General features: G+C 57.3%; 19 protein-coding genes. 8 read left to right on the forward strand and 11 right to left on the reverse strand.

Annotation, left to right across the window (positions count from 1 at the left end; all coding sequences use genetic code 11):
- Positions 1 to 287 precede the first annotated feature (287 nt).
- Both ACSQ83_RS09690 and flhC read left to right on the forward strand, forming a co-directional pair.
- Positions 288 to 425, forward strand: a complete 138-nt coding sequence (locus ACSQ83_RS09690) for a hypothetical protein (protein WP_414953410.1) — start codon at positions 288 to 290, stop codon at positions 423 to 425.
- Between the two features lie 74 nt (positions 426 to 499).
- Positions 500 to 1,159 carry a flagellar transcriptional regulator FlhC gene (gene flhC, locus ACSQ83_RS09695; RefSeq protein WP_414953411.1) on the forward strand — a complete coding sequence of 220 codons (660 nt, stop codon included), beginning with the start codon at positions 500 to 502 and terminating at the stop codon, positions 1,157 to 1,159.
- 115 nt (positions 1,160 to 1,274) lie between these two features.
- On the opposite strand, the gene ACSQ83_RS09700 is transcribed toward flhC, so the two are convergent.
- The 3 genes from ACSQ83_RS09700 to ACSQ83_RS09710 all read right to left on the reverse strand — a co-directional run bounded on the left by ACSQ83_RS09700 (position 1,275) and on the right by ACSQ83_RS09710 (position 3,594).
- Positions 1,275 to 1,733, reverse strand: a complete 459-nt coding sequence (locus ACSQ83_RS09700; protein ID WP_414953439.1) for a hypothetical protein — start codon at positions 1,731 to 1,733, stop codon at positions 1,275 to 1,277.
- 315 nt (positions 1,734 to 2,048) lie between these two features.
- Positions 2,049 to 2,777 carry a hypothetical protein gene (locus ACSQ83_RS09705; protein ID WP_436227983.1) on the reverse strand — a complete coding sequence of 243 codons (729 nt, stop codon included), beginning with the start codon at positions 2,775 to 2,777 and terminating at the stop codon, positions 2,049 to 2,051.
- Between the two features lie 391 nt (positions 2,778 to 3,168).
- Positions 3,169 to 3,594, reverse strand: coding sequence for a nuclear transport factor 2 family protein (locus tag ACSQ83_RS09710; protein WP_414953413.1), 426 nt, complete (start codon positions 3,592 to 3,594; stop codon positions 3,169 to 3,171).
- Between the two features lie 167 nt (positions 3,595 to 3,761).
- Here ACSQ83_RS09710 and ACSQ83_RS09715 point away from each other — a divergent pair, with 167 nt between their 5' ends.
- Positions 3,762 to 4,520 (forward strand): DUF4410 domain-containing protein, encoded by a 759-nt coding sequence (locus tag ACSQ83_RS09715; protein WP_436227984.1) that lies wholly within the window; start codon positions 3,762 to 3,764, stop codon positions 4,518 to 4,520.
- Positions 4,521 to 4,562: 42 nt separating this feature from the next.
- On the opposite strand, the gene ACSQ83_RS09720 is transcribed toward ACSQ83_RS09715, so the two are convergent.
- Positions 4,563 to 4,910 (reverse strand): glyoxalase, encoded by a 348-nt coding sequence (locus ACSQ83_RS09720; protein WP_436227985.1) that lies wholly within the window; start codon positions 4,908 to 4,910, stop codon positions 4,563 to 4,565.
- A 369-nt stretch (positions 4,911 to 5,279) separates the two neighbouring features.
- Between ACSQ83_RS09720 and ACSQ83_RS09725 the strand changes: the two genes are divergently transcribed.
- Positions 5,280 to 6,416, forward strand: coding sequence for a branched-chain amino acid ABC transporter substrate-binding protein (locus ACSQ83_RS09725; protein ID WP_436227986.1), 1,137 nt, complete (start codon positions 5,280 to 5,282; stop codon positions 6,414 to 6,416).
- A gap of 35 nt (positions 6,417 to 6,451) precedes the next feature.
- Here ACSQ83_RS09725 and ACSQ83_RS09730 read toward each other — a convergent pair whose 3' ends face one another.
- The gene (locus ACSQ83_RS09730) at positions 6,452 to 6,928 is read right to left on the reverse strand and encodes an Lrp/AsnC family transcriptional regulator (protein WP_414968683.1); all 477 of its coding nucleotides are present in this window, start codon (positions 6,926 to 6,928) and stop codon (positions 6,452 to 6,454) included.
- 51 nt (positions 6,929 to 6,979) lie between these two features.
- On the opposite strand from ACSQ83_RS09730, the gene ACSQ83_RS09735 reads away from it, so the two are divergent.
- Positions 6,980 to 7,303 (forward strand): carboxymuconolactone decarboxylase family protein, encoded by a 324-nt coding sequence (locus tag ACSQ83_RS09735; protein WP_414953418.1) that lies wholly within the window; start codon positions 6,980 to 6,982, stop codon positions 7,301 to 7,303.
- 119 nt (positions 7,304 to 7,422) lie between these two features.
- Here ACSQ83_RS09735 and ACSQ83_RS09740 read toward each other — a convergent pair whose 3' ends face one another.
- On the reverse strand, positions 7,423 to 8,139 hold the full coding sequence (locus ACSQ83_RS09740; protein ID WP_436227987.1) for an oxidoreductase: 717 nt from the start codon (positions 8,137 to 8,139) through the stop codon (positions 7,423 to 7,425).
- A gap of 316 nt (positions 8,140 to 8,455) precedes the next feature.
- Between ACSQ83_RS09740 and ACSQ83_RS09745 the strand changes: the two genes are divergently transcribed.
- Positions 8,456 to 9,592, forward strand: a complete 1,137-nt coding sequence (locus ACSQ83_RS09745) for an acyltransferase family protein (RefSeq protein WP_436227988.1) — start codon at positions 8,456 to 8,458, stop codon at positions 9,590 to 9,592.
- A 1,114-nt stretch (positions 9,593 to 10,706) separates the two neighbouring features.
- Here ACSQ83_RS09745 and ACSQ83_RS09750 read toward each other — a convergent pair.
- The 5 genes from ACSQ83_RS09750 to ACSQ83_RS09770 all read right to left on the reverse strand — a co-directional run bounded on the left by ACSQ83_RS09750 (position 10,707) and on the right by ACSQ83_RS09770 (position 16,965).
- Entirely contained in the window at positions 10,707 to 11,813 is a 1,107-nt protein-coding gene (locus tag ACSQ83_RS09750; RefSeq protein ID WP_436227989.1) for a nucleoside hydrolase, read from the reverse strand.
- Positions 11,814 to 12,020: 207 nt separating this feature from the next.
- Positions 12,021 to 12,953, reverse strand: coding sequence for a ribokinase (gene rbsK, locus ACSQ83_RS09755; protein WP_414953422.1), 933 nt, complete (start codon positions 12,951 to 12,953; stop codon positions 12,021 to 12,023).
- A gap of 226 nt (positions 12,954 to 13,179) precedes the next feature.
- The gene (locus ACSQ83_RS09760; protein ID WP_436227990.1) at positions 13,180 to 14,181 is read right to left on the reverse strand and encodes an ABC transporter permease; all 1,002 of its coding nucleotides are present in this window, start codon (positions 14,179 to 14,181) and stop codon (positions 13,180 to 13,182) included.
- Positions 14,178 to 15,791, reverse strand: a complete 1,614-nt coding sequence (locus ACSQ83_RS09765) for a sugar ABC transporter ATP-binding protein (protein ID WP_414953424.1) — start codon at positions 15,789 to 15,791, stop codon at positions 14,178 to 14,180. Before ACSQ83_RS09765 ends, ACSQ83_RS09760 begins: the two co-directional genes overlap by 4 nt.
- A 199-nt stretch (positions 15,792 to 15,990) precedes the next feature.
- Positions 15,991 to 16,965 (reverse strand): sugar ABC transporter substrate-binding protein, encoded by a 975-nt coding sequence (locus ACSQ83_RS09770; RefSeq protein WP_414953425.1) that lies wholly within the window; start codon positions 16,963 to 16,965, stop codon positions 15,991 to 15,993.
- A 271-nt stretch (positions 16,966 to 17,236) separates the two neighbouring features.
- On the opposite strand from ACSQ83_RS09770, the gene ACSQ83_RS09775 reads away from it, so the two are divergent.
- Positions 17,237 to 18,109, forward strand: coding sequence for a LysR family transcriptional regulator (locus tag ACSQ83_RS09775; RefSeq protein ID WP_158938927.1), 873 nt, complete (start codon positions 17,237 to 17,239; stop codon positions 18,107 to 18,109).
- A 203-nt stretch (positions 18,110 to 18,312) separates the two neighbouring features.
- Positions 18,313 to 19,050, forward strand: a complete 738-nt coding sequence (locus ACSQ83_RS09780) for a DUF2968 domain-containing protein (protein WP_436227991.1) — start codon at positions 18,313 to 18,315, stop codon at positions 19,048 to 19,050.
- Positions 19,051 to 19,547 lie beyond the last annotated feature (497 nt).

The raw sequence follows: 19,547 nt of genomic DNA on the forward strand, positions 1-19,547 counted from the left end.
ACTAAAGAGAGAGCGCGCATTTCAGAAACGGTTAGCAATTAAAGGAAATATTCCGTAAGCCTTAGGATAAAGCCTTGTCTTTTCCACGCTATTTACCTGAGAGAAAAGGAAGATCATTGCGTTCAGGATAGGGTGTTGCTAATACAATGCGACGCTTCTCCTAAACGTTTTCGTCAAAGGATCAATGACCAATTCATCGACGATCCCTTTTTGAGCTCTGTAAAATTCACGGAGGCAGCATGTTGCTAATCGGCGGTGCCGTAGGTTTTATGTCCGGAGTGTTGCTCATGCTTTTCCTCCTTGGACACCGCGCGCCTGAGGATCGGGTAATCGATCTCCCCGGCGCACTGATCACGCACCGTCCGGCTAACGCGGCGACGCAGAACGCGGAGACGTTCTTGCGAGTGCTCGGTTCCCGGGCGTGAATTATTGGGCTTAGTCCCATAGCGCTGACAGACGTGGCAGTCGAGCGTTTTTATATAAGAAGAGGATTACGCCAATGGCGAAGAAGAGCATTGCTGAAGACGCTCAAGATGTGATGCGGGCGGCCATCCTGATCGAGCTTGGTGCCCGAATTCAAGTTCTGGAAAGCGAAGTCAATCTCTCTCGTGACCGCATGATTCGCCTTTATCAGGAAGTAAAGGGCGTGTCGCCGCCGAAGGGAATGTTGCCGTTCTCAGTCGACTGGTTCCTGACGTGGGCGCCAAATATTCACGCATCGCTCTTCTACAACATCTATAGATTTCTGACGGATCTCGCGGGATGTTCGCATTTCGACGCATTGACGAAAGGCTACAAGCTCTATCTCGAGCATTGCGAGCGGCACGACATCTACATCATGTTGAGCTTCACGCGCGCCTGGACGCTCGTGCGGTTCTTTGACGCCAGCATTCTCCAGTTGACCCGTTGCTGCAGCTGCACGGGCAAGTTCGTCACGCGCAAGCAAGACGCAGCGCAGGGCACGGTGTGCGGGAATTGCCAGCCGCCGTCGCGGGCCGGTAAGAGCGCCAAAACCGAGCCTCGCGTCACGCAGGATGAAACCGTGGGTGAACACAGCACCGTACGGCCCGAGCCCGTCGAGGCATTGAATTCGACGCTATCTGGATGCGTTGGTGTGGAGCCGGCCTGTGACGAGGCATCGTGCAGGCAAGCTGCCTGAGTTGGCTAACCGAGCGAGGTTATAGAGTCTGCGAGTCCCGGCTTTGCGTCACTGGAATACGGGACTCTCCATAATGCCGCAGCCTGTCTGGCCGCGTTGTTGTTTCAATCTCTGGTCAATCCGCCGTTGCAACCACCATCTTGTCGATGAGCGCGCTGACCTTCGTCGCCGTGCTCGCGAAACGGTCGAGCTTCGCGCCGCTCGTCGCATAGCTGGCGGCGACCACGATCTTTCCCCGTTGGATCAACGTGAGGTTGATGGCCGATAGATATTCGGTGTATCCGTCGGTGAATGTCCGATGCCCCCAATCCGTGGCCGCACTGTAGACGAGCGTCGCTTCGCAACCGGGAGGTGAAGTCCCGGGCGCATACACGGTCGACTCCACCCCGCGTTTATGCAAAGCGTATTGCAACGCCGGAACAAAGTCGCCAACGGGGACCAAGGAATTCCACTCAATGCACACGGCGTGGAGGGATGCCTGATCACCATTGACGACGGTAGGCGACGAATGGTTCGACGCAATGCTTATCCCGGCCTGCACAACGGAACCGGCCGCATCAACGGCGGATATCACGGTCAATGCGCAACCTGATAACAAGCATGGGCTGAGCACAGTGCAGATGAGCGAAGCATAGTGCAGCGATTTTTTAACCCGGCGGGCGAGGAGTTTCATTGGTTTGCGACGTTCGTCATGCCGAGTCGAATGGCGGGTTCGGCAAAAGGCGAACCGTATCCTTCGGTCATGCATTCGATCGAGCTAACCATGACGCCGCCACTCCTGTTTTGCATTCTTCTGCGGGTCGAGAGCAGGCACACTCTCTTCTCAACCTTTTCCGTGACACTCGAAAATTACGCGACTTTTCACGCGAGCGGTGCCAACCAACTTGCACTAACTTGCATCGACGCTGCTGGTTTTCCATTGCTGCACAACAGACTTCACCCAGGCGTCGGGCGCTTTCAGCAGATAAACGAGCGTGGCGTTATGGGTTATCGGCGAGAAACGCAGAGTGATCGAGCTCACCGCGTTTTCCCATTCGTAGACCGGCAGAGCGTTGCTCGCAGAGGCAGAGGCGGAGGCAGTTGCACGAGCGCTAGCGCGCGGCGCGCCATAGCGGTCCGCAAGCGCGTGACGCAGATCGGCTGCGGTGCCTTCGTCTATGACGAACGACATTTCATACAGCCTGCAGGTGGATTGTCCGCCGACGCGTGCGAAGCGCAGCATGTGATCTTGCGCCGGTGCACCGTCGACCACGGCACGCGATATCGCCCATCCATTGGCTTGTTGATGCGCCCAGCGGCAAGCCACCGTCAGGCTTTCACGCGTCTTCAGGCTCATGCCGAGAGAGCCGGCGATGACATCGGTCTCGCACACGGGTACGCTGTCGATCGGCGTCGCCCTGACGGTCGCGCCTGCCTGGAATTCATCGAGTGTTATGCCTAGCGGGATGCCGCGAAACTCGAAGGGCGTATCTTGAGGGCGCCTCTTCTGATCGGCGCCCTTGCCCCTGGGGCCGACCACATCGTTGGCAGCGGGGTCCGCGTGGGCAGTGACAAACGGAGTGAGCGACAGCACGCCGCTAGCGAGCGCAAGAGCGCAGACAAACAGAGCAGGTCTCATGACTCAGTTGATCGCCAGCGCACGCATGTCGAATTCAATGCATGTGGTTCGTTCCGCGAACCTGACTCTTGGCGGTGTCGCTAAAGGTCTTTGACTGCATTGGGCCATCGCGGACACATGAAGCTGGTTTGAAAAACCAGCAAGTTTTGGATTGCGGTGAAGAGTCATGACAAGCCTCGCGTAGCGCTGATTCCTAGCTTCTATTCGACACCGCGCATGGAAACCCCCGTTTCCGGGTGATCGATGCGCGGCAAAGCGTATTACGTGTCGAATCATCGCACCGCGTTTAGGCGTGCGATGTGAGAAGGAGTGCGCGGTTTCCCGCAGTGCTTACGAGCTGTTGCCGCCGCTTACCAATTTTTAGCGGGACGTTCTCCGGACGGACGTCGAGTTAGAACATTGTGTTGTCGTTAGCGGCATGCTCGGGCACTGGCTGGATCACATCCCAATGCTCGGCAATCTTGCCGTGGTCGACGCGGGAGATATCCACGATGGCGCTGCCGCGATCCTGCGGGTTACTGGTCGAATGAACATGAAGAAACACGAGGTCACCATCGGCCGCGCTTCGCACGATCGTGGAGCGTGCCTCCGGATCTGCTTTGAAGTGCTCGGTAAAGAGCGCTATCTTCTCGTCAGCAACGCGCTGGCAGGGGACGTGCGCTTTCGTGTAGATAGCGTGCTCTATCGATTCGACGGTTGAACGGATGCCCGCCAAGCTGGGCGAGCCTTTCCAATCATCTGATGAGACGTACAACATGTCGCGCGTGACATGCCGCGACATAATTGTTGAATAGAGATTGGGCGCCCGTTCATTCATACTTCACTTCGTTGCAGGAACGCCAGAACGAGCCGATCTAACGCAGATTCAACCAGGCGCTTTCCGCACACATTCGAGCGCCGATGATCAGCTATCCATACTTGTTTATCTCATCGGACGACGTGTTTGAATAATCGAGACACGATGGTGTCGATGAAAGGATGAACATGCTGAACCTTCTTAAGATGTTAGCCGGACGCAGCGTATTTCGTGCACTGTCCGCCTTGGCTTTTTGTGCCGTTCTGCTGACCGGCTGCGCTAGTGGTGTCACCAACGTAAGTGCTTTTCCCGCAGCGGCGCAAGTGCGGCCGGAAACCATTTACGTCTATGCGTTTGAAAGCTCGCCGGATCAAGTGAAACTCGACGGTGGTTTGCTTCAGAAAGTGAAGACGCAATTCGACGGCGGGTCGACCATGAAGAAGCAAGCCGACGATGCAGTGGACGTGCGCGAGCAAGTTGCCGATGAAATCGTCAAGCAACTACAGTCAATGGGCCTGCATGCAGTACGGGCAGATTCGCCTGCGCCCACCGACCGGAACTCCCTGATCGTGCAAGGCAGCTTCGATACGATCGATGCCGGGAATCGCCGCCGCCGGATGCTGGTTGGTCTGGGCGCGGGGAAAAGCCAGGTCGGCACATCCGTGCAGCTCGTGTATCAGCCGGCTGGCGAAATGCCGAGGCTGGTTCAGAGTTTCGATGCAAAGGCGGACAGCGGCAAGGCGCCCGGCGTCGTGGAAACAGCAGGTATTGGCGCCGCTGCCGGGCACGTTGCGACGTCGGCCGCGGTAGGTCTGCATGCGGTGTCCGAGACCAAACACGCCGGGGTATCGGAAGACGCGAAGCGCCTGGCCGATTCCGTTGCGAAGCAGGTTGCGCAGATTGGCGTGAGCGAGGGCTGGATGACGCCTGACCGGATCAAGGGCTAAAGATTCGGCGGCAAAACCCGGAGGTTCAGAACGGTACTTCAGCTACGTGCCACAGCACGCCGGAGGATCGAAGATGAACCCGACTTTCATGCCCCAGCTTTGCGGCACTGGCTCACGTGGGGCATTGACAGAAAACTGCTCGACAAGCTCTTCAGGTTTCGTTTTCCGCCACCACGAATCCACATCCCGGACCAGCAGTTGAATCATGCAGTTCTCGGCAAATTCCTTGGCGTAGTAATTCTGGAGAATGAAGCTGAAACTGCCTAGCTTTAATATCGCAATGCCTTCATCTTCATGGGTGAGCGTGAAACCTAGCGCCTGGTAGAAACGCTTGGAAGCATCGAAGTCTTTCGCAGGCACGAAAGGTCGAATGGCGAGGATCTGATCCATGATGATTCGTCACTCCCGAAGATGTTAGTGCCGCCGTTGTTGGCGAGACTGCGTAGAAATTTTATCAAGCTGCAGGGCATCGCGTAGCCCGCACCAACCGGTGGCATGAAGCATGATGGAACCCTTCCCCGATATCGATCAGACGAAGCCTTCTTTGGAGGTGAAGGGACGGCAGATCCTTGATGTCGAGAAAAAAACTCTTTGAACCACATTTAATCGATTGAAAATTGCACAAACGGGCTAGCACCCGATTTTGGCGATTGCGGCGCTTTTCTACCATTATCACAGCCCTTCGCAATTGTCCGGGGCCAACATCGTTAGCGGCATCACTGCCTGAAGCCGCCAACGCAACTGAGCGAGCGCCCGACCATGCAATACCTAAAATTCACCCCTGTTTTGCTGACCCTGTTAGCTGCGGCACAACCGCTTGTGGCGCAAGCCGACGTAACCGTAAAGATTGGACAAGTTTCGCCACTGACGGGTGAACTGTCCCACATCGGCAAGGACGATGAAAACGGTGTCCAACTCGCGATCGAGGACCTTAACGCCGAGAAAATCCACATTGGCGGACAGCCAATTACATTCGTGCTCGATTCGCAGGATGACGCAGCCGACCCGAAGACCGCTGTGACCGTGGCCCAGAAACTCGTTGATGACCGTGTATCGGGCATTGTTGGACACGCCAATTCCGGTACGTCGATCCCTGCTTCCAAAATCTATTCGGATGCAGGCATCCCGATGATTACCGAGTCTGCGACCAACCCGAAACTGACCGCTCAAGGATACAGGAGCGTTTTTCGCATGGTCGCTAACGACGTCCGGCAAGGGACTGTCATTGGAACGTATCTCGTGAAGGACCTGAAGGCCAGGAAGATTGCAATTGTCGATGATCGCACTGCCTACGGACAGGGCCTGGCCGATGAAGTCGAGAAGGCAGTCAAGGCTGCGGGCGGTACGGTGGTAGACCGTGAATATGGAACTGACAAAACGACTAACTGGATGGCGGTTCTCACGACTATCAAGAGTCGTGTTCCCGACGGCATCGTATTCACGGGCGGAGACACGCAAGCCGCAGCGTTCGCGCAGCAAGCTCAGCGACTTGGTCTGAAAGCCAAACTGATCGCCGGCGACGAGGCATGCACCCCTCAATTCATCAAGCTCGCAGGCGCGTCCGTGACTAGCGATACGTACTGCACACTTGCCGGCGTGCCTCCCTCAAAGATGCCTCAGGGCGACGCTTTCTTTAAACGCTATCAGCAGCGATTCGGCGTGCAAGTGCAACTCTATGCACCGTACGCCTATGACGCAGTGATGGCGATGGCAAGCGCCATGCAGGCTGCGGATTCAACGGACCCGAAGGTCTATCTGTCAAAACTGCAAACCCTGAAGCTGGACGGCGTGACTGGCCCGATCCAGTTCGATGAGAAGGGTGACATTCGCAACGGGGCGATTACGGTTCGGCAGTTCGGGCAGGGCGACTGGCATGACCGGAGCGTCGTCCGATAATAAGCGCGCTCGTCTTCCCGCCATTAAACGTCGGCTTATTCATCCAGGTCCACGGGCACACTCAGCCCGACCTTCACGCGGCTCATGCTCACCAGTGTTTTAAAGCGCTTCACGTTGTTATTGGCGAAAAAGAGCTGCCGGGTGAGGTCGTTGTACTGTTCCATGTTCTGCACTGTCAGGATAAGCACGAAGTCCCATTCGCCCGCGACGTAGTAGCACTGCTGGATCTGCGGACATAGTTCGAAGGTCCGCTTCATCGTGTCCAGCAGGTCGATCTGTTCGCTTTCAACTTCTACCGTTGTCACGATAGTAAGGGGGAAGCCGACTTTCTCCGGCGAAACGACGGCCGTGTATCGGTCTATCACGCCGTCGTCGGCCATCCGTCGCAGACGGCGATTAACCGCCGCAGTCGACAGATTCACCCGGGCACCGAGTTCGTTCTGGGGGATATGAGCGTCGCGCTGGACTTCGGCCAGCAGCTTGCGATCGAAGTCATCGAGGGCAGTGGCCATGGAATTGCGTCCAACCTCAAGTAGATAAATTTTTGCGTCGCGTCCCTCAACATGGGACGAAATTGCTCATCGCACGCAATATTATTAACGCATCGGTTGCGCGTCAAGCTGTCATTCGGCACGGAATCAACGCTGGGTGACGAAAAAACTTCGATGGCCTACGAAGTCAGTCTGGACGCGAAAATGCGCGAACTCATCGTGGTTGCAGTCGCGGTTTCGCTTCGATGCGACGGTTGTATCGCCGTGCACAGCGCCGAGGCCGTGAAGTTGGGCGCCACACGAGAAGAGATCGCAGAGGCGCTTGGCGTAGCAATCGCGCTTGATGCTGGCGCTACGATGGTCTATTTAGCCCGCGTGATGGATGCAATTGCTTAGATTAGTGGTCTGTAGAGATCCCAGTCCGATTGGTGCTTCAGATCACACCAGCACACAGGTCGCGGCCGCGGTTGGAAACGACCACGACGCCGACCTGATCAATCCCTGCCATGGCTGGATCAAGCTTCCATGCGCGGATCAGCCTTTGCCCGGCTAATATCACCCAGGAAAATCTTGTGGATGTTAGCGTCATAGACCCACTCACGGGCACGCTGCTGTATCAAGTCCATAAATGCCGGCGGTCCGCTGCAATAAATCTGTGAGTTGGCGTGGGTTGGACTGATGGCGTGGCAGATGTTCCGGGCAAGTTGCTCGGCAGACCTCTCGAAGTGGTGAGCGATCTTTCCACATCGTTCAAGTTCGCACAGTTCCTCCAGGAAAACAGCTCGTGCGGGTGTTCTCGCGAAGTTGTGCAGTTCAAAACTCTTGCCACTCGATGCAAGTTTTCTGGCGACGCCGGCGATGACTGCGATGCCAAGGCCGCCACCAAGCAGGATATATCGAGCTTTGGTGTCGACAGTGACAGGTGTGGTCTGTGGCTTCCCCACAAGGATCTCGTCCCCGTGATTCCAGGGGATGTCGAAATCTCGCTGCGCTGGTTCCCCGCTCACATCATGGCGGATTCCGAGAACATAGGCATCACGCCTGGATGACGAGCGAAACAAGGGGTAGGTTTTGACGACACCGTCATGGCCTCTCGGGACAGCATCGATCAATGCGCCGTCATCAAACGGTTGCAATTGCGATGCCGATTCAACCTCAACTTCAACGGCGAAATATCCCTGCGCAAGCTGCCACTTTCCTGTCACAAAGGCTGCGGTCATGCTGTCGTCCATATCGTCTCCAATAGGAACCCGGTACTGTAGAGAGGCGCCGCCTGCTAGTAGTTGGGGAGATAGGCTGGCGTGCGAAAGTTGAGAGTGATGCGTCGAAGTCAGAGTAGGGCGGGTCCAGAACGAGCACAAGACGGGCTGAGCGAATGACTTTTATATGGGTTGAGCGATAGTGAGCACCGATTTCATGGCTTCGACTTAACTCACGATAGCGCTTTATTTTCCGGAAAATTCGCCATTCCGCATTAATTTTCCAATTTTTTAACGTGCACCATGAGGCCGCCAGGCGCGCTGGGGCACGCGGCGAATTCAATGAACGATGACAACAGTTGCAAGAAGGCCCGTTATTCCTGCGTTAACCGGCGTTCGCTTCCTGGCAGCGTTGAGCGTAGCGCTGTATCACCTTTCGCCTGATGTCGCCGCATCGTTAGGAATATCGCCATTTTATTTCTATGAGAATTCGGGCGACCCTGTCGAATTGTTCTTCATTCTTTCGGGGTTCATCCTTACTTATACGCATCCGGAAATGGGTGGGGCAGAGGCGCCTGCCGTACGACAGTTCTATTTTTCCCGGTTCGCAAAAATCTACCCAATCTATTTATTGGGTTGGATCGTATTCGCGCCGTTGGTCTATTCGAACCTTGCGGCCTTGCACGGACACTCGGCTGGGTTATATGCGCGGCTCGTGTTTTACGGCGTGATTTCCCTGGCGTTGTTGCAAGCCTGGACGCCTGCCACTGCGAACGCCTGGAATACGCCCGGATGGTCGCTCTCTGCGGAAGCGGTCTTTTACGCGTCGTTTCCCTTCCTGTTTGCTTTCCTTAAAAATTGCAGCGTTGCGGTGCTGTTGAGTTTGATCGGGGCGTGCTGGTTATTTTCCGTTATTCCGACGTTGACGTTATTGTTCCTGCCGCCGGCATTGGGTCAGGCGTATTGGCTGCGAGAGCTGGTGAATTTCATGCCGGTGCTTCGGATAGGCGAGTTTATTGCCGGGATATGCATGGCGCGGCTTTATCTAAGCCAGGGGCTGAGTAAAACGGGTGTCTTCGATGTCGCTGCTTTTGCAGCTCTGGTTGCAGCAGTTGCGGTTATTGTGTTTGCCAATCATGTGTTGGCGAAGGCGTTGCTGTTTCCCGCTTTTGTCCTGCTTCTCTACAGTCTGGCGCGCGCGAAAGGGTTGTTTAGTGGCTGGCTTGGGAGCAAAACGATGGTCCTGCTTGGGGAGGCGAGTTTCGCATTCTATATTTTGCATGTGCCGTTTTTCAGGTATGCAAAGATGCTGTTTCCGAGCGTCGCAACGGGTCTTGTGCCATTTCTGGGATTTTTGCTCGTGTTGACGGCAATGTCGATTGCTAGCTTTCTGTTTATTGAAAAGCCCTTGTGTGGGTATCTTCGTAAGGTTTACAAGAGCTCGCGCTCACCGCGTTCAATTCGGCAACCTGAGCACGCGCATTAGGGGTTGGGTTTAGAGTTGTCGGGCGGGGGCGGGGCGGGGCGGGTTGCACGGGCTCTGGGGTTAGTGGTCAGGGGCATTGCAGGGTTGCTAGGTTCTGGCGTCAGCGGTCTGGTTCATTGCCGGGTTGCTGCTTTCCAGGTCTTCGCGCGTTTAGTGTTAGCTGATTTCTTTATCACTGTTAGCCACTGCGCGTGGCGGCGCGTCATTTCTTTGTCCAAAGCGACAAAGAAACGAAGCAAAGAAAACGCTTTCACCGCTCTACCCTAAGTGTCCACAGCGTGCAGTTCCATTTCATGGGTGCCCCAAAAGCACGGTGCTCGCCAGAGCTTAGGATGTGTGAAACCCTCCTTCTCGCGAATCCTGACAGTAAAACGCTTCGCCCCGTACGCTCTCGGGCAAGCACTAGCGACTGAACCCGCCCAAAGAGCGCCCCGCGCTATCCGCGGAAAACCAACCTCGAATTTGTACGCATGTCGAACCATTTTTTAAACCACCCAGAAATGGATCTGCAGAATGCTTAAGGCATAACCCGGCAAATAACATTGCAAACTGATAGCTAACCTGCGAAGCACCACAGCGGCAAATACGCGTGAGGCCGTGCGGGTTTCTATGGCAAGGGCGCTTGCCCGAGAGCGTACGGGGCGAAGCGTGTTAATGTCAGGATTCGCGAGAAGGAGGGTTTCACACATCCGTGGCTCTGGCGAGCACCGTGCTTTTCGGGTACCAATGAAATAAAACTGCACGCTGTGGACACTTAATTTTTAGAGAGGTGAAAGCGTTTTCTTTGCTTCGTTTCTTTGTCGCTTTGGACAAAGAAATGACGCGCCGCCACGCGCAGTGGCTAATAGTGATAAAGAGATCAGCTAACACTAAACGCGCGAAGACCTGAAAAGCAGCAACCCGGCAATGAACCAGACCGCTAACGCAAGAACCTAGCAACCCGGCAATGAACCAGACCGCTAACATCAGAGCCTAGCAACGCTGCATTCAACCAGACCACCAACCCCAAAACCTAGCAATCCACTTCTCTGCCCACCCCCCTGACTCACCGCCCAAGCCGCCCCCCGATCCCCACACCAGCCACCACCAAACCCCGAGTGCGAACGCCCCCCCCTCATGGAAGGGTAACCGGCACCGGCCGCGTCAACAAATCCACATACAGGCTAAAGAACCGGTTGTTATCGAACTGAGTGACATAGGCAATTTTCTGCGGTGAAGCACCGGCCGCCGGTTGATCCGGATAGACCATCACATGACCCTGATTCTCGCCGCTGCTCGTATCGATATCCAGGTACGCGCTCTTCGTCTGCGTCGCGTAAGTCGGATCCGTAAAATAAGCGATAGTCAGCGTGTCGTAGATGTCCGTGTTAGTGCTAAGCGCGTTCGCATTGGTCGTCGCATAAATCTTCGTAACGGCGGTCTGCTTGCTCGGATTGTTGGAGATCTGGTCATAGACGCTCTGCGTCAGCGGCACGGTATTCGTTACATCCAGCGGAATCACGACTTGAGGAATCGTCGTTTGAAGCACCGTGCGCACGGCTAGCGGATCAAACCACCAGTTCAGTTCGCCCACGGCATTCGCATTGCCCGGCACGGCCATCGCACCGCCCATATAAATAATCTGCTTGATCAGCGGTGCGATTTCCGGCGCCTTTTTCAGTGCAAGCGCAAGATTGGTCGGCGGCCCGACTTCCAGAATAGAGACCTGATTCGGATAACGCTTGATCGTATCGATCATGAAATCAGACGCGTTTTCCGCCTGCAGTTTCGTACTCGTGGCAAAGCCGTCCGGCGGGGCGATAAGTTGCGAAGCTTGCGTGGGTTCGGGGCGGCTCCAGGCGCCGAAATAACCGTTGGGATTGGCGGCTTGCTGCGCGCGAATACTCGCGACATCGTATTGCAGCGGATAATCCGCACCGGCGTAGACGCCCACGGTGTTCTGTACACCCATCCGCTCCACGGCTTTGAGTGCGTCCGATTGTTCCTGCAATAGCCAGTCATTGCCCGTGACTACAGTCAAGCCGAGTAAATTCACTTTCCCCTGCGCCATCAATTGCGTGGTCATGGCAAAGAGCTGGCCGTCATCGCCCATCGTATTGAAGTCTGAATCCATGATGACCTTTGGCGCAGTCGCCAAAGGCCCGGAGTTCGAATTTCCGCTTCCACCGCAAGCTGTCAAAAACACGGAAGCCACCAGGACAAACGCGGGTTTTGAGTTCATTGCTTTTCCCATTAAAGGTTAGTTGGATGACGAAAAACAACTGCCGCGGAGAACCATGCAGCAGCTTGGGCGATGGCGTGACCAGCCCCTGCAACGGGGCAGCACGGTTTCGACGCTTCAAACTCAATGTCGTAACTGAATCGCGTAACTAGATCGGATATCCAAATCTATTGTCCGGGACACTTGATGCGTCCCGGACAGCGAAGGTCAGGGAGCGCTGTCGACTTCCTGGCGAGTCGGAATGGAGGGCTGTGCGCCGGCGCGTGTAACGGAAATAGCGGCCGCCCGCTGGGCAAGACTGATCGCCGCTTCTATGGGTTGACGCGCGGCCAACTGGGCGGCGAAGACGCCGATGAAAGTATCGCCGGCAGCAGTGGTGTCCACCGCGTTCACCTTGGGCGCGGAGTAGTGCGTCCCTTCGCCTGCTTCAGGCAACAGATACGCGCCTTGCGAACCCAGCGTCACGATGACGTTACGCGCGCCCGCTCGCTGAAGTTCTTTGGCCGCCCTGCGTGCACCGCTTTGCGATTCGACCGGCAATCCGGCGAGGATGGCCGCCTCGACTTCGTTCGGGACCAGATAGTCGACCAACGGCAGCCACTCGGGCGGAAGCGGACCAGTAGCCGGCGCCGGATTTAATACGGTTAGCTTACCAAATCGCCGGGCAGTGACCAGCGTGGCATAGACCGAGTCCCATGGCGTCTCGAGCTGACATACCACCACATCGGCAGCCTTGATCACCGCCTCGTGGCGCTTGACCATCTCGGGGGTAACCTGGCCGTTGCTGCCGGGCACCACCACGATCGTGTTCTGGCCGTCGTCCGCTACGGTGACGATCGCAACGCCACTCGGCACTGACGGGTCGGTTTCGACCGCGCTGCAATCGATTCCTTCGGCCTCGAGGTCTGCCAGCCGCAATGCGCCGTTGGCGTCGCCGCCCACGCATCCGGCCATCGCCACGCGACCCCCGATTCGGGCTGCAGCCACCGCCTGGTTAGCTCCCTTGCCCCCGGAGATTTGCGAGAACTCGTGGCCGCTGATCGTTTCGCCCGGACGCGGCAAATGCGGCGATCGCGCGACCAGATCGGTATTGATACTCCCCATGATGAGGACGGAACCCTGCTTGGTTTCTTTGGACATTTCAATTTCTCCTGCTGGCGAACCGGCGGGTCACCGGGCTTGGGCGTTTGCTGAGGATGCGCAATCAGTACACGCAACAAGCACACTAAGATCAAGCCGGGACGCTACCGATATCGCGAATAATAGGGACGCATTTCTTCAGGCATCCATGGTGTGCGTGCCAAGCGCAAATCAACGATCCAAAGCTCAACCGCACGAATGCTTCGAATGAGGGCGCTGCGCACGCTTACATGATGCGCCGTTTGCTGCGGTACGTATCCAGCACGACTGCCACCACAATCACCGCGCCAGTGATGATCCGCTTGGTCGGCTCGTTCGCGCCTATCTGCGCGAGGCCGGCTGCGAGTACCGAGATGATCAGGACACCAAAGAATGTGCTGATAACAGAGCCGCGTCCACCCATCAAACTCGTCCCGCCGATCACGACTGCGGCAATCACCTGTAGTTCGATTCCTGATCCGGCATTAGGATCGGCCGCTTCAAGCCGGGAAATCTGGAACAGTGCGGCAAGTCCCGAGAGCAAGCCCATCAGCGCAAATACGATGACCTTGTACGGCCGCGGGTTGACACCGGCCAGGCGCACGGCTTCCTCGTTGGTGCCAATGCCGACCAGGTAGCGGCCAAAAACCGTCCGGGTCAGCACGAGCTGCGCCACGATCATCACGGCGATAGCAATCAGGAACGAAGGAGAAATGCCGAACGCGATGGGGTTCGAGAGAAAGTCGAGGGCATCGCCTATATACGCCGTGCGCGAGTTCGTCATCTGGTAAGCAAGACCGCGTGCCGCTTCCAGCACGCCCAGCGAGACGATGAACGAAGGGATGCGCCACCCCACCGTCACGGCGCCGGTCACGCAGCCGGTAAGCGCCGCGCCGGCCATGCCGAGCAACGCGGACGGCAGCGCTCCCCAGTGCCATTGCAACGCGGCGACGCTGGTCACTGCCGCGCCCAGTGCCAGGACCGATCCCACTGACAGATCGATACCCGCAATGATCAGCACGAACGTCATGCCGACCGACATCACCACCAGATCGGGAATCTGATTCGCGATGGTGCTGAAGGTGTCGTAGCTCAGGAAGTGCGAGCTCAGCACGGAGAACAGCGCGATCATCGCGATCAACGCACCCATCAGGCCCAGGTAGTTCGAGAAACCCAGCCGCGTGCCGATCGGCTTCGCGCTCTTGGGCGGCTCCGTTTGCGTTTTTGGCGTCGTTGTTTGTGCAGTCATGACTGGTGCTCCGTGATAGGGGTGTCCGGCGTCTCGGCGCCCGGTTCAATAGATTCGTTGAGGATTTTATCCCGGGCCGCATAACCGGCGAACGCTGCAGCGAGCAACGCGTCTTGCGACCAGTTATCGCGTTCGAAGACGCCGGTCATGCGTCCCGCCGACATCACGCCGATCCGGTCGCAGATCAGCATCAACTCGCGCAGGTCGCTTGAGACGACCACCAGCGCGCGGCCTTCGCGAGCCTGGGCGCCCATCAGCGCGTAGATGTCGAACTTGGCGCCGACGTCGATGCCGCGCGTGGGTTCATCGAAGAGCAGGACGGTGCAATCGCGAGCGAGCCAGCGGCCGATCACGACCTTCTGCTGGTTGCCGCCCGAGAGTTCGGACACGGGTTGCGCGGCGCTCGATGTGCGGATTCGCATGGCGTCGATCTGCTTCTGCGCGAGTGCGGTCTCGCGGCGGGCATCGATAAAACCATGCTTCGATACTGCCCCGATATTGCCAAGCGAAATGTTCGCGGCAATGGGTTGAGGCAGCAACAAACCTTCGCCCTTGCGGTCTTCGGTGATCAGTGCGATGCCTTGGTTCACAGCATCGGAAGGCGACTTGATGCTGACCGTCTTGAGCGCCGCACCGCGATGCGCGATCGAGATGCTGCCGCTATCCGCCCGGTCCGCGCCGTAGATCAGCCGCATGAGTTCGGTCCGGCCTGCGCCGATCAGACCGCTGATGCCGAAGATCTCGCCGGCTTTTACTTCAAACGATACGTCGCGCACGGCGTGGCCGTGCGTCATGCCTTGGACCTTGAGTGCGGTCGCGCCAATCCGGCGTTCGCCGAGGTCGATGCGCTCGCCAATATCGCGTCCGACCATGAGCGTGACGAGCTTGTCGCTGGTGAGGTTGCGCATGGCGTCGACGTGCACGAGGCGCCCGTCGCGCAACACAGCCGCGCGTTCGGCGATGCGCGTCAATTCCTCCAGCCGATGCGAGATATACACCAGCGCAACGCCGCGCGATTTCAGGCGCTCGACTTGCTCGAACAGCAGGTCGACTTCGCGCGCCGTGAGCATGGCGGTGGGTTCATCGAGGATCAGCACACGGCAATCGCCAATCAGGTTGCGCGCGATCTCGACCATCTGCTGATGGCCGATACCGAGTTCGCCCACGAGCGTATCCGGGTCGATAGCATCGAGTCCGACCTGGGCCATCGCCTGACGCGCGTCTTCGCGCAGCGTCGTGCGATCGATCCAGCCGAGTCCGCGTTTTGGCAGACGATTCAGAAAGAGGTTTTCAGCAACCGACAGCGTGGGCAGCAGGTTCAGTTCCTGCATCACCATGCGCACGCCGAGCGCTTCGGCGTCGCCGCGGCTTGCCGGCGCGTACGAGATGCCACCGAGCTGCATGGAGCCGGTGGTGGGCGTGACAAGGCCGCCTACGATCTTCGAGAGCGTGCTCTTGCCGGCGCCGTTTTCGCCTGTCAGCGCGAGCACTTCGCCGGGACGCAAATGGAGCGAGACGTCCGCGAGCACCGGCTCGACGTAGGTCTTGCCGATCCCGTGAATGGTCAGCACCGGCGCTATGTCGGCGGGAGGAACGTTTGGACTGGGCATCGCTTATGAGAGGCTAGGGCGGGTACTGAAATGCGAGTTCCGCCCCGCCTGTTGATGGCCGGGGCGCACTACGCGTTTGAACATTTGAAGCTCAGAAGCTAAAGCCGGGCGCGTCGGAATACTCTACGCTGCTTGCAGCATTCAGGCATACATGAATGCGTCGTCACGGCTCACCGCGACGACGCATAATTTGACGCGCTTACTTGGTGACGAGATTGACCGGCGTTTCCACCACGCTCGACAATTCCGATTGTTTCTGATGCGCGGAGAGCGCCTTCAAAGCGGTGTCGATACCAAATACCGCTTGTTTTGCGGCGTATTGATCGGCGGTCGCGAGCACCCGGCCGTCGGCGAGCATTGGCTTGATGGCGTTGATGTTGTCGTAACCCACGACCTGCACCTTGCCCGCTTTACCGGCCGCCCGGACCGCAGCCACCGCGCCGAGCGCCATGTTGTCGTTGCCGCAGAGCAGCGCCTTGATGTTCGGGTTCGCGTTCAGGATCTGCGATGCCACCGCATTGCCCTTGTCGATTTCCCAGTCGCCCGATTGCAGCGCAACTACTTTCATGCCGCCTGCTTGCATCGCTTGCTTGAAGCCGGCCGTGCGTTGCTGTGCGTTCGTCGTGGTCGACACACCTTCGATAATGCCGACTTCGTCGCCAGCCTTCAGTTTCTTGACCAGGTAATCACCGACCAGCCGCGCGCCCTTTGCGTTGTCCGGTCCAACGAACGGCACGTTCAGGTCTTTCGACTTGAGCACCTCCGGATCAAGCTGGTTGTCGATATTCACCACAATGATGCCTGCATCCACGGCTTTCTTGATGACCGGAACGAGGGCCTTCGAATCAGCCGGGGCGATCACGAGCGCATCGACCTTCGAGACGATCATCTGCTCGACAATGCGAATCTGGTTCGCGGTATCGGTTTCGTCCTTGATGCCGTTCGAGATGAGCGTGAACTTGCTCGAGTTATGAGCCTGATAGTCTTTGGCGCCGGTTTCCATGGTGAGGAAGAACTCATTGGCGAGTGACTTCATCACGAGGGCGACGACGGGTTTTTTCGCCGTTTGAGCGAATGCCGACGAGACAGGCAAGAGCGAGAATGCGGCTGCGACTGCAGTTGCTGCGGTTGCAGCGAGTACGCGGCGCCGTGCTGGGTTGGCCTTGCGGGTCATAAAGTCTCCGTTAATTAGTTCGCTCTTCGGTCTACTTAGGGAATAGCCGTCGAGTCGCTTAGTCAGTTAGTCAATTAATCGCTAAGTCGGTGAGTCAGTAAATCAGGTTGAAAGGCCATGCTCGTTGCCGCATCGCTTTAACGCCAATACGTGAAAACCCGATGCATGAGCCGTAGCGTGAATCAAGCGGCAATCCAGCCCATCCGGGTCTAATGCTATCCTCGCGATTCGCGATATGCTACGTCTAAAATCGAAAGCGAGCGTTTCAAAAATGGAACACGTTGACTGGGACGACCTGCGGCTTTTGCTCGCCATCGCCCGTGAAGGAACCATGAGATCGGCGGCCGCGGCATGCGATCTTAGCGCGGCGACGTTGTCGCGCCGCTTGACGGAGCTGGAAAGAAGACTAGGTGAACCCCTGATTGACCGCGTGCCTTCCGGGTGTGCTGTGACTGCGTTCGGGCAGCGGGTGCTTGCATGGGCCGAGCAGATGGAGACGCTCGCGCATCAGATCGAACGGGCCGGGGATGTCACCGGTTCTCATGGTCTTGAGGGGACGGTCAGGATCAATGCGGTCGAGTGGATGTCCTACATCCTGATGAAGTTACTGGGATCGTTCCAGGAAAGGTTTCCCGGACTGGCCATTGAAGTGCTGACTTCGCAGCAGCCGTATAACCTTGCCCGTCGCGAAGCGGACATTGCCATCTGGTCGGAGTGTCCGGACGAGGGAGACTTGTATGTACGCCGGATCGGCAAGGTCCGCTTTGGTTTATATGCATCGCGGGACTATTACCTTCGTCACAAGGTGGCGATCAAGAAGAAGGAATGGAGCAAGCTGTCATTCGTCGGTTACGACGAGCGCCGGGGCGATCATCCTGCAGCTCGCTGGCTCAAGACATTGCCGGGCGCGCCCGCGCCGAGCCTTCGCAGCAGTTACGTGCTGGGCGTATTCGATGGCGTGCTGGGCGGCTCGGGCCTGGGCGTGCTCGCGCAACTGGCGGGCGACACGACCAGTGATCTGGTGTGCATCGAACCGCATATCAGGGAGCTGGACCAGGATGTATGGATGGTCTTGCATCCGGCGCTGCGCGGCAGCGAGCGCATACGGGCGGTGTCGAATCTGGTCGCCGATATTTTTAGGTGACTTAGGCTGCGACGACAAGGCTTGCGTTAAGGCGCGCGGGTTTCCACACACGTGCCACAAGCGGTTCACTGAACCCGGCGATTTTCCAGTGCTTCGATTTCCATTCAAAGAGCGCGATTTTTGAATGTGGTCAATGAATATCGGGGCATTCTATCTGCCATAATCCGGTCGGTTTCGCTTTGTTCAAAGAACTCGGAAAATCCATGAAATACAAAAATAAATGGCGGCGCGGGGGCGTTCTGTGGGTTGGCGCGGTGGTCTGCACGGTGGCGCTCGCCGCTCTCACCGCTACAACTTCTGCACTGGCGGCGATGCCTGCGGGACAGGATTCGTCGTCGGGGTCGGGGAATGCGCTTGGCGACGCAAGTGCGCGGCGCGGCTTGCTGGCCAACGGTGCGGCAGACGAACCGCAGGCGTCGGGGAATGGCGTTAACGGCAGCATTACCGAATTGCAGCAGATGATCCGCGATGGGAAGGTCATGGAAATGCGCACGACCTATAACGGCAGTTATGGCGCGAGCATGTTGTTCTATCCGGATCAGATGACTTACTACGTCGCGCTGTTTCAGCAAAAGAAGTTTTGGCGGGTGATCAAGACGCAGACCGATACGCGTGCCGAAGCGGTTTATGCGGACTTCGCTAAGTCCACGGCCCAGCTTGCTGCTTCGGAAATCAGTCGCGAGAAGCTGGAGGCTGAAAACGCGTACGCGGATCGGTTGATTGCCTTGCAGCAGAACCGGGCGAACCGCTTGCAGGCTGATGTCGATGTGGCGCGCGCGCAGCAAAGCCAGGTGGTGGATCGGCAGGCGGAACAGCAGGCAGCTATTGTCACGTTGCGGGCGCAGCAGGATGCGGCCCAAGCTGAATTGCGGGCATTGCAGAGCAAGGTGCAGGATCTTCAGCGTCAGACGGATGGGGATTTAATGCCGTTGGCTAGGTGACTTGTTTTGGTTGGTTTCCGGGGTGTTGGGTTTAGTGGTTGGGGGCGGTTCTCGGTTCCGCAGGTTCCGGGGTAGCGGTCGGGGTCAATGCCGGGTTGCACGGGTTCTGCGTTAGCGGTCTGGTTCATTGCCGGGTTGCTGCTTTCCAGGTCTTCGCGCGTTTAGTGTTAGCTGATTTCTTTATCACTGTTAGCCACTGCGCGTGGCGGCGCGTCATTTCTTTGTCCAAAGCGACAAAGAAACGAAGCAAAGAAAACGCTTTCACCTCTCTAAAAATTAAGTGTCCACAGCGTGCAGTTTTATATCATTGGTACCCGAAAAGCACGGTGCTCGCAAGAGCCACGGATGTGTGAAACCCTCCTTCTCGCGAATCCTGACAGTAAAACGCTTCGCCCCGTACGCTCTCGGGCAAGCACTAGCGACTGAACCTGCTCAAGGAGCCCCCGCGCTATCCGCGGAAAACCAACCTCCAAATTTGGATGCATGCCGAACCATTT

Source organism: Caballeronia sp. LjRoot29, from assembly GCF_964252755.1.
Lineage (GTDB): Bacteria > Pseudomonadota > Gammaproteobacteria > Burkholderiales > Burkholderiaceae > Caballeronia.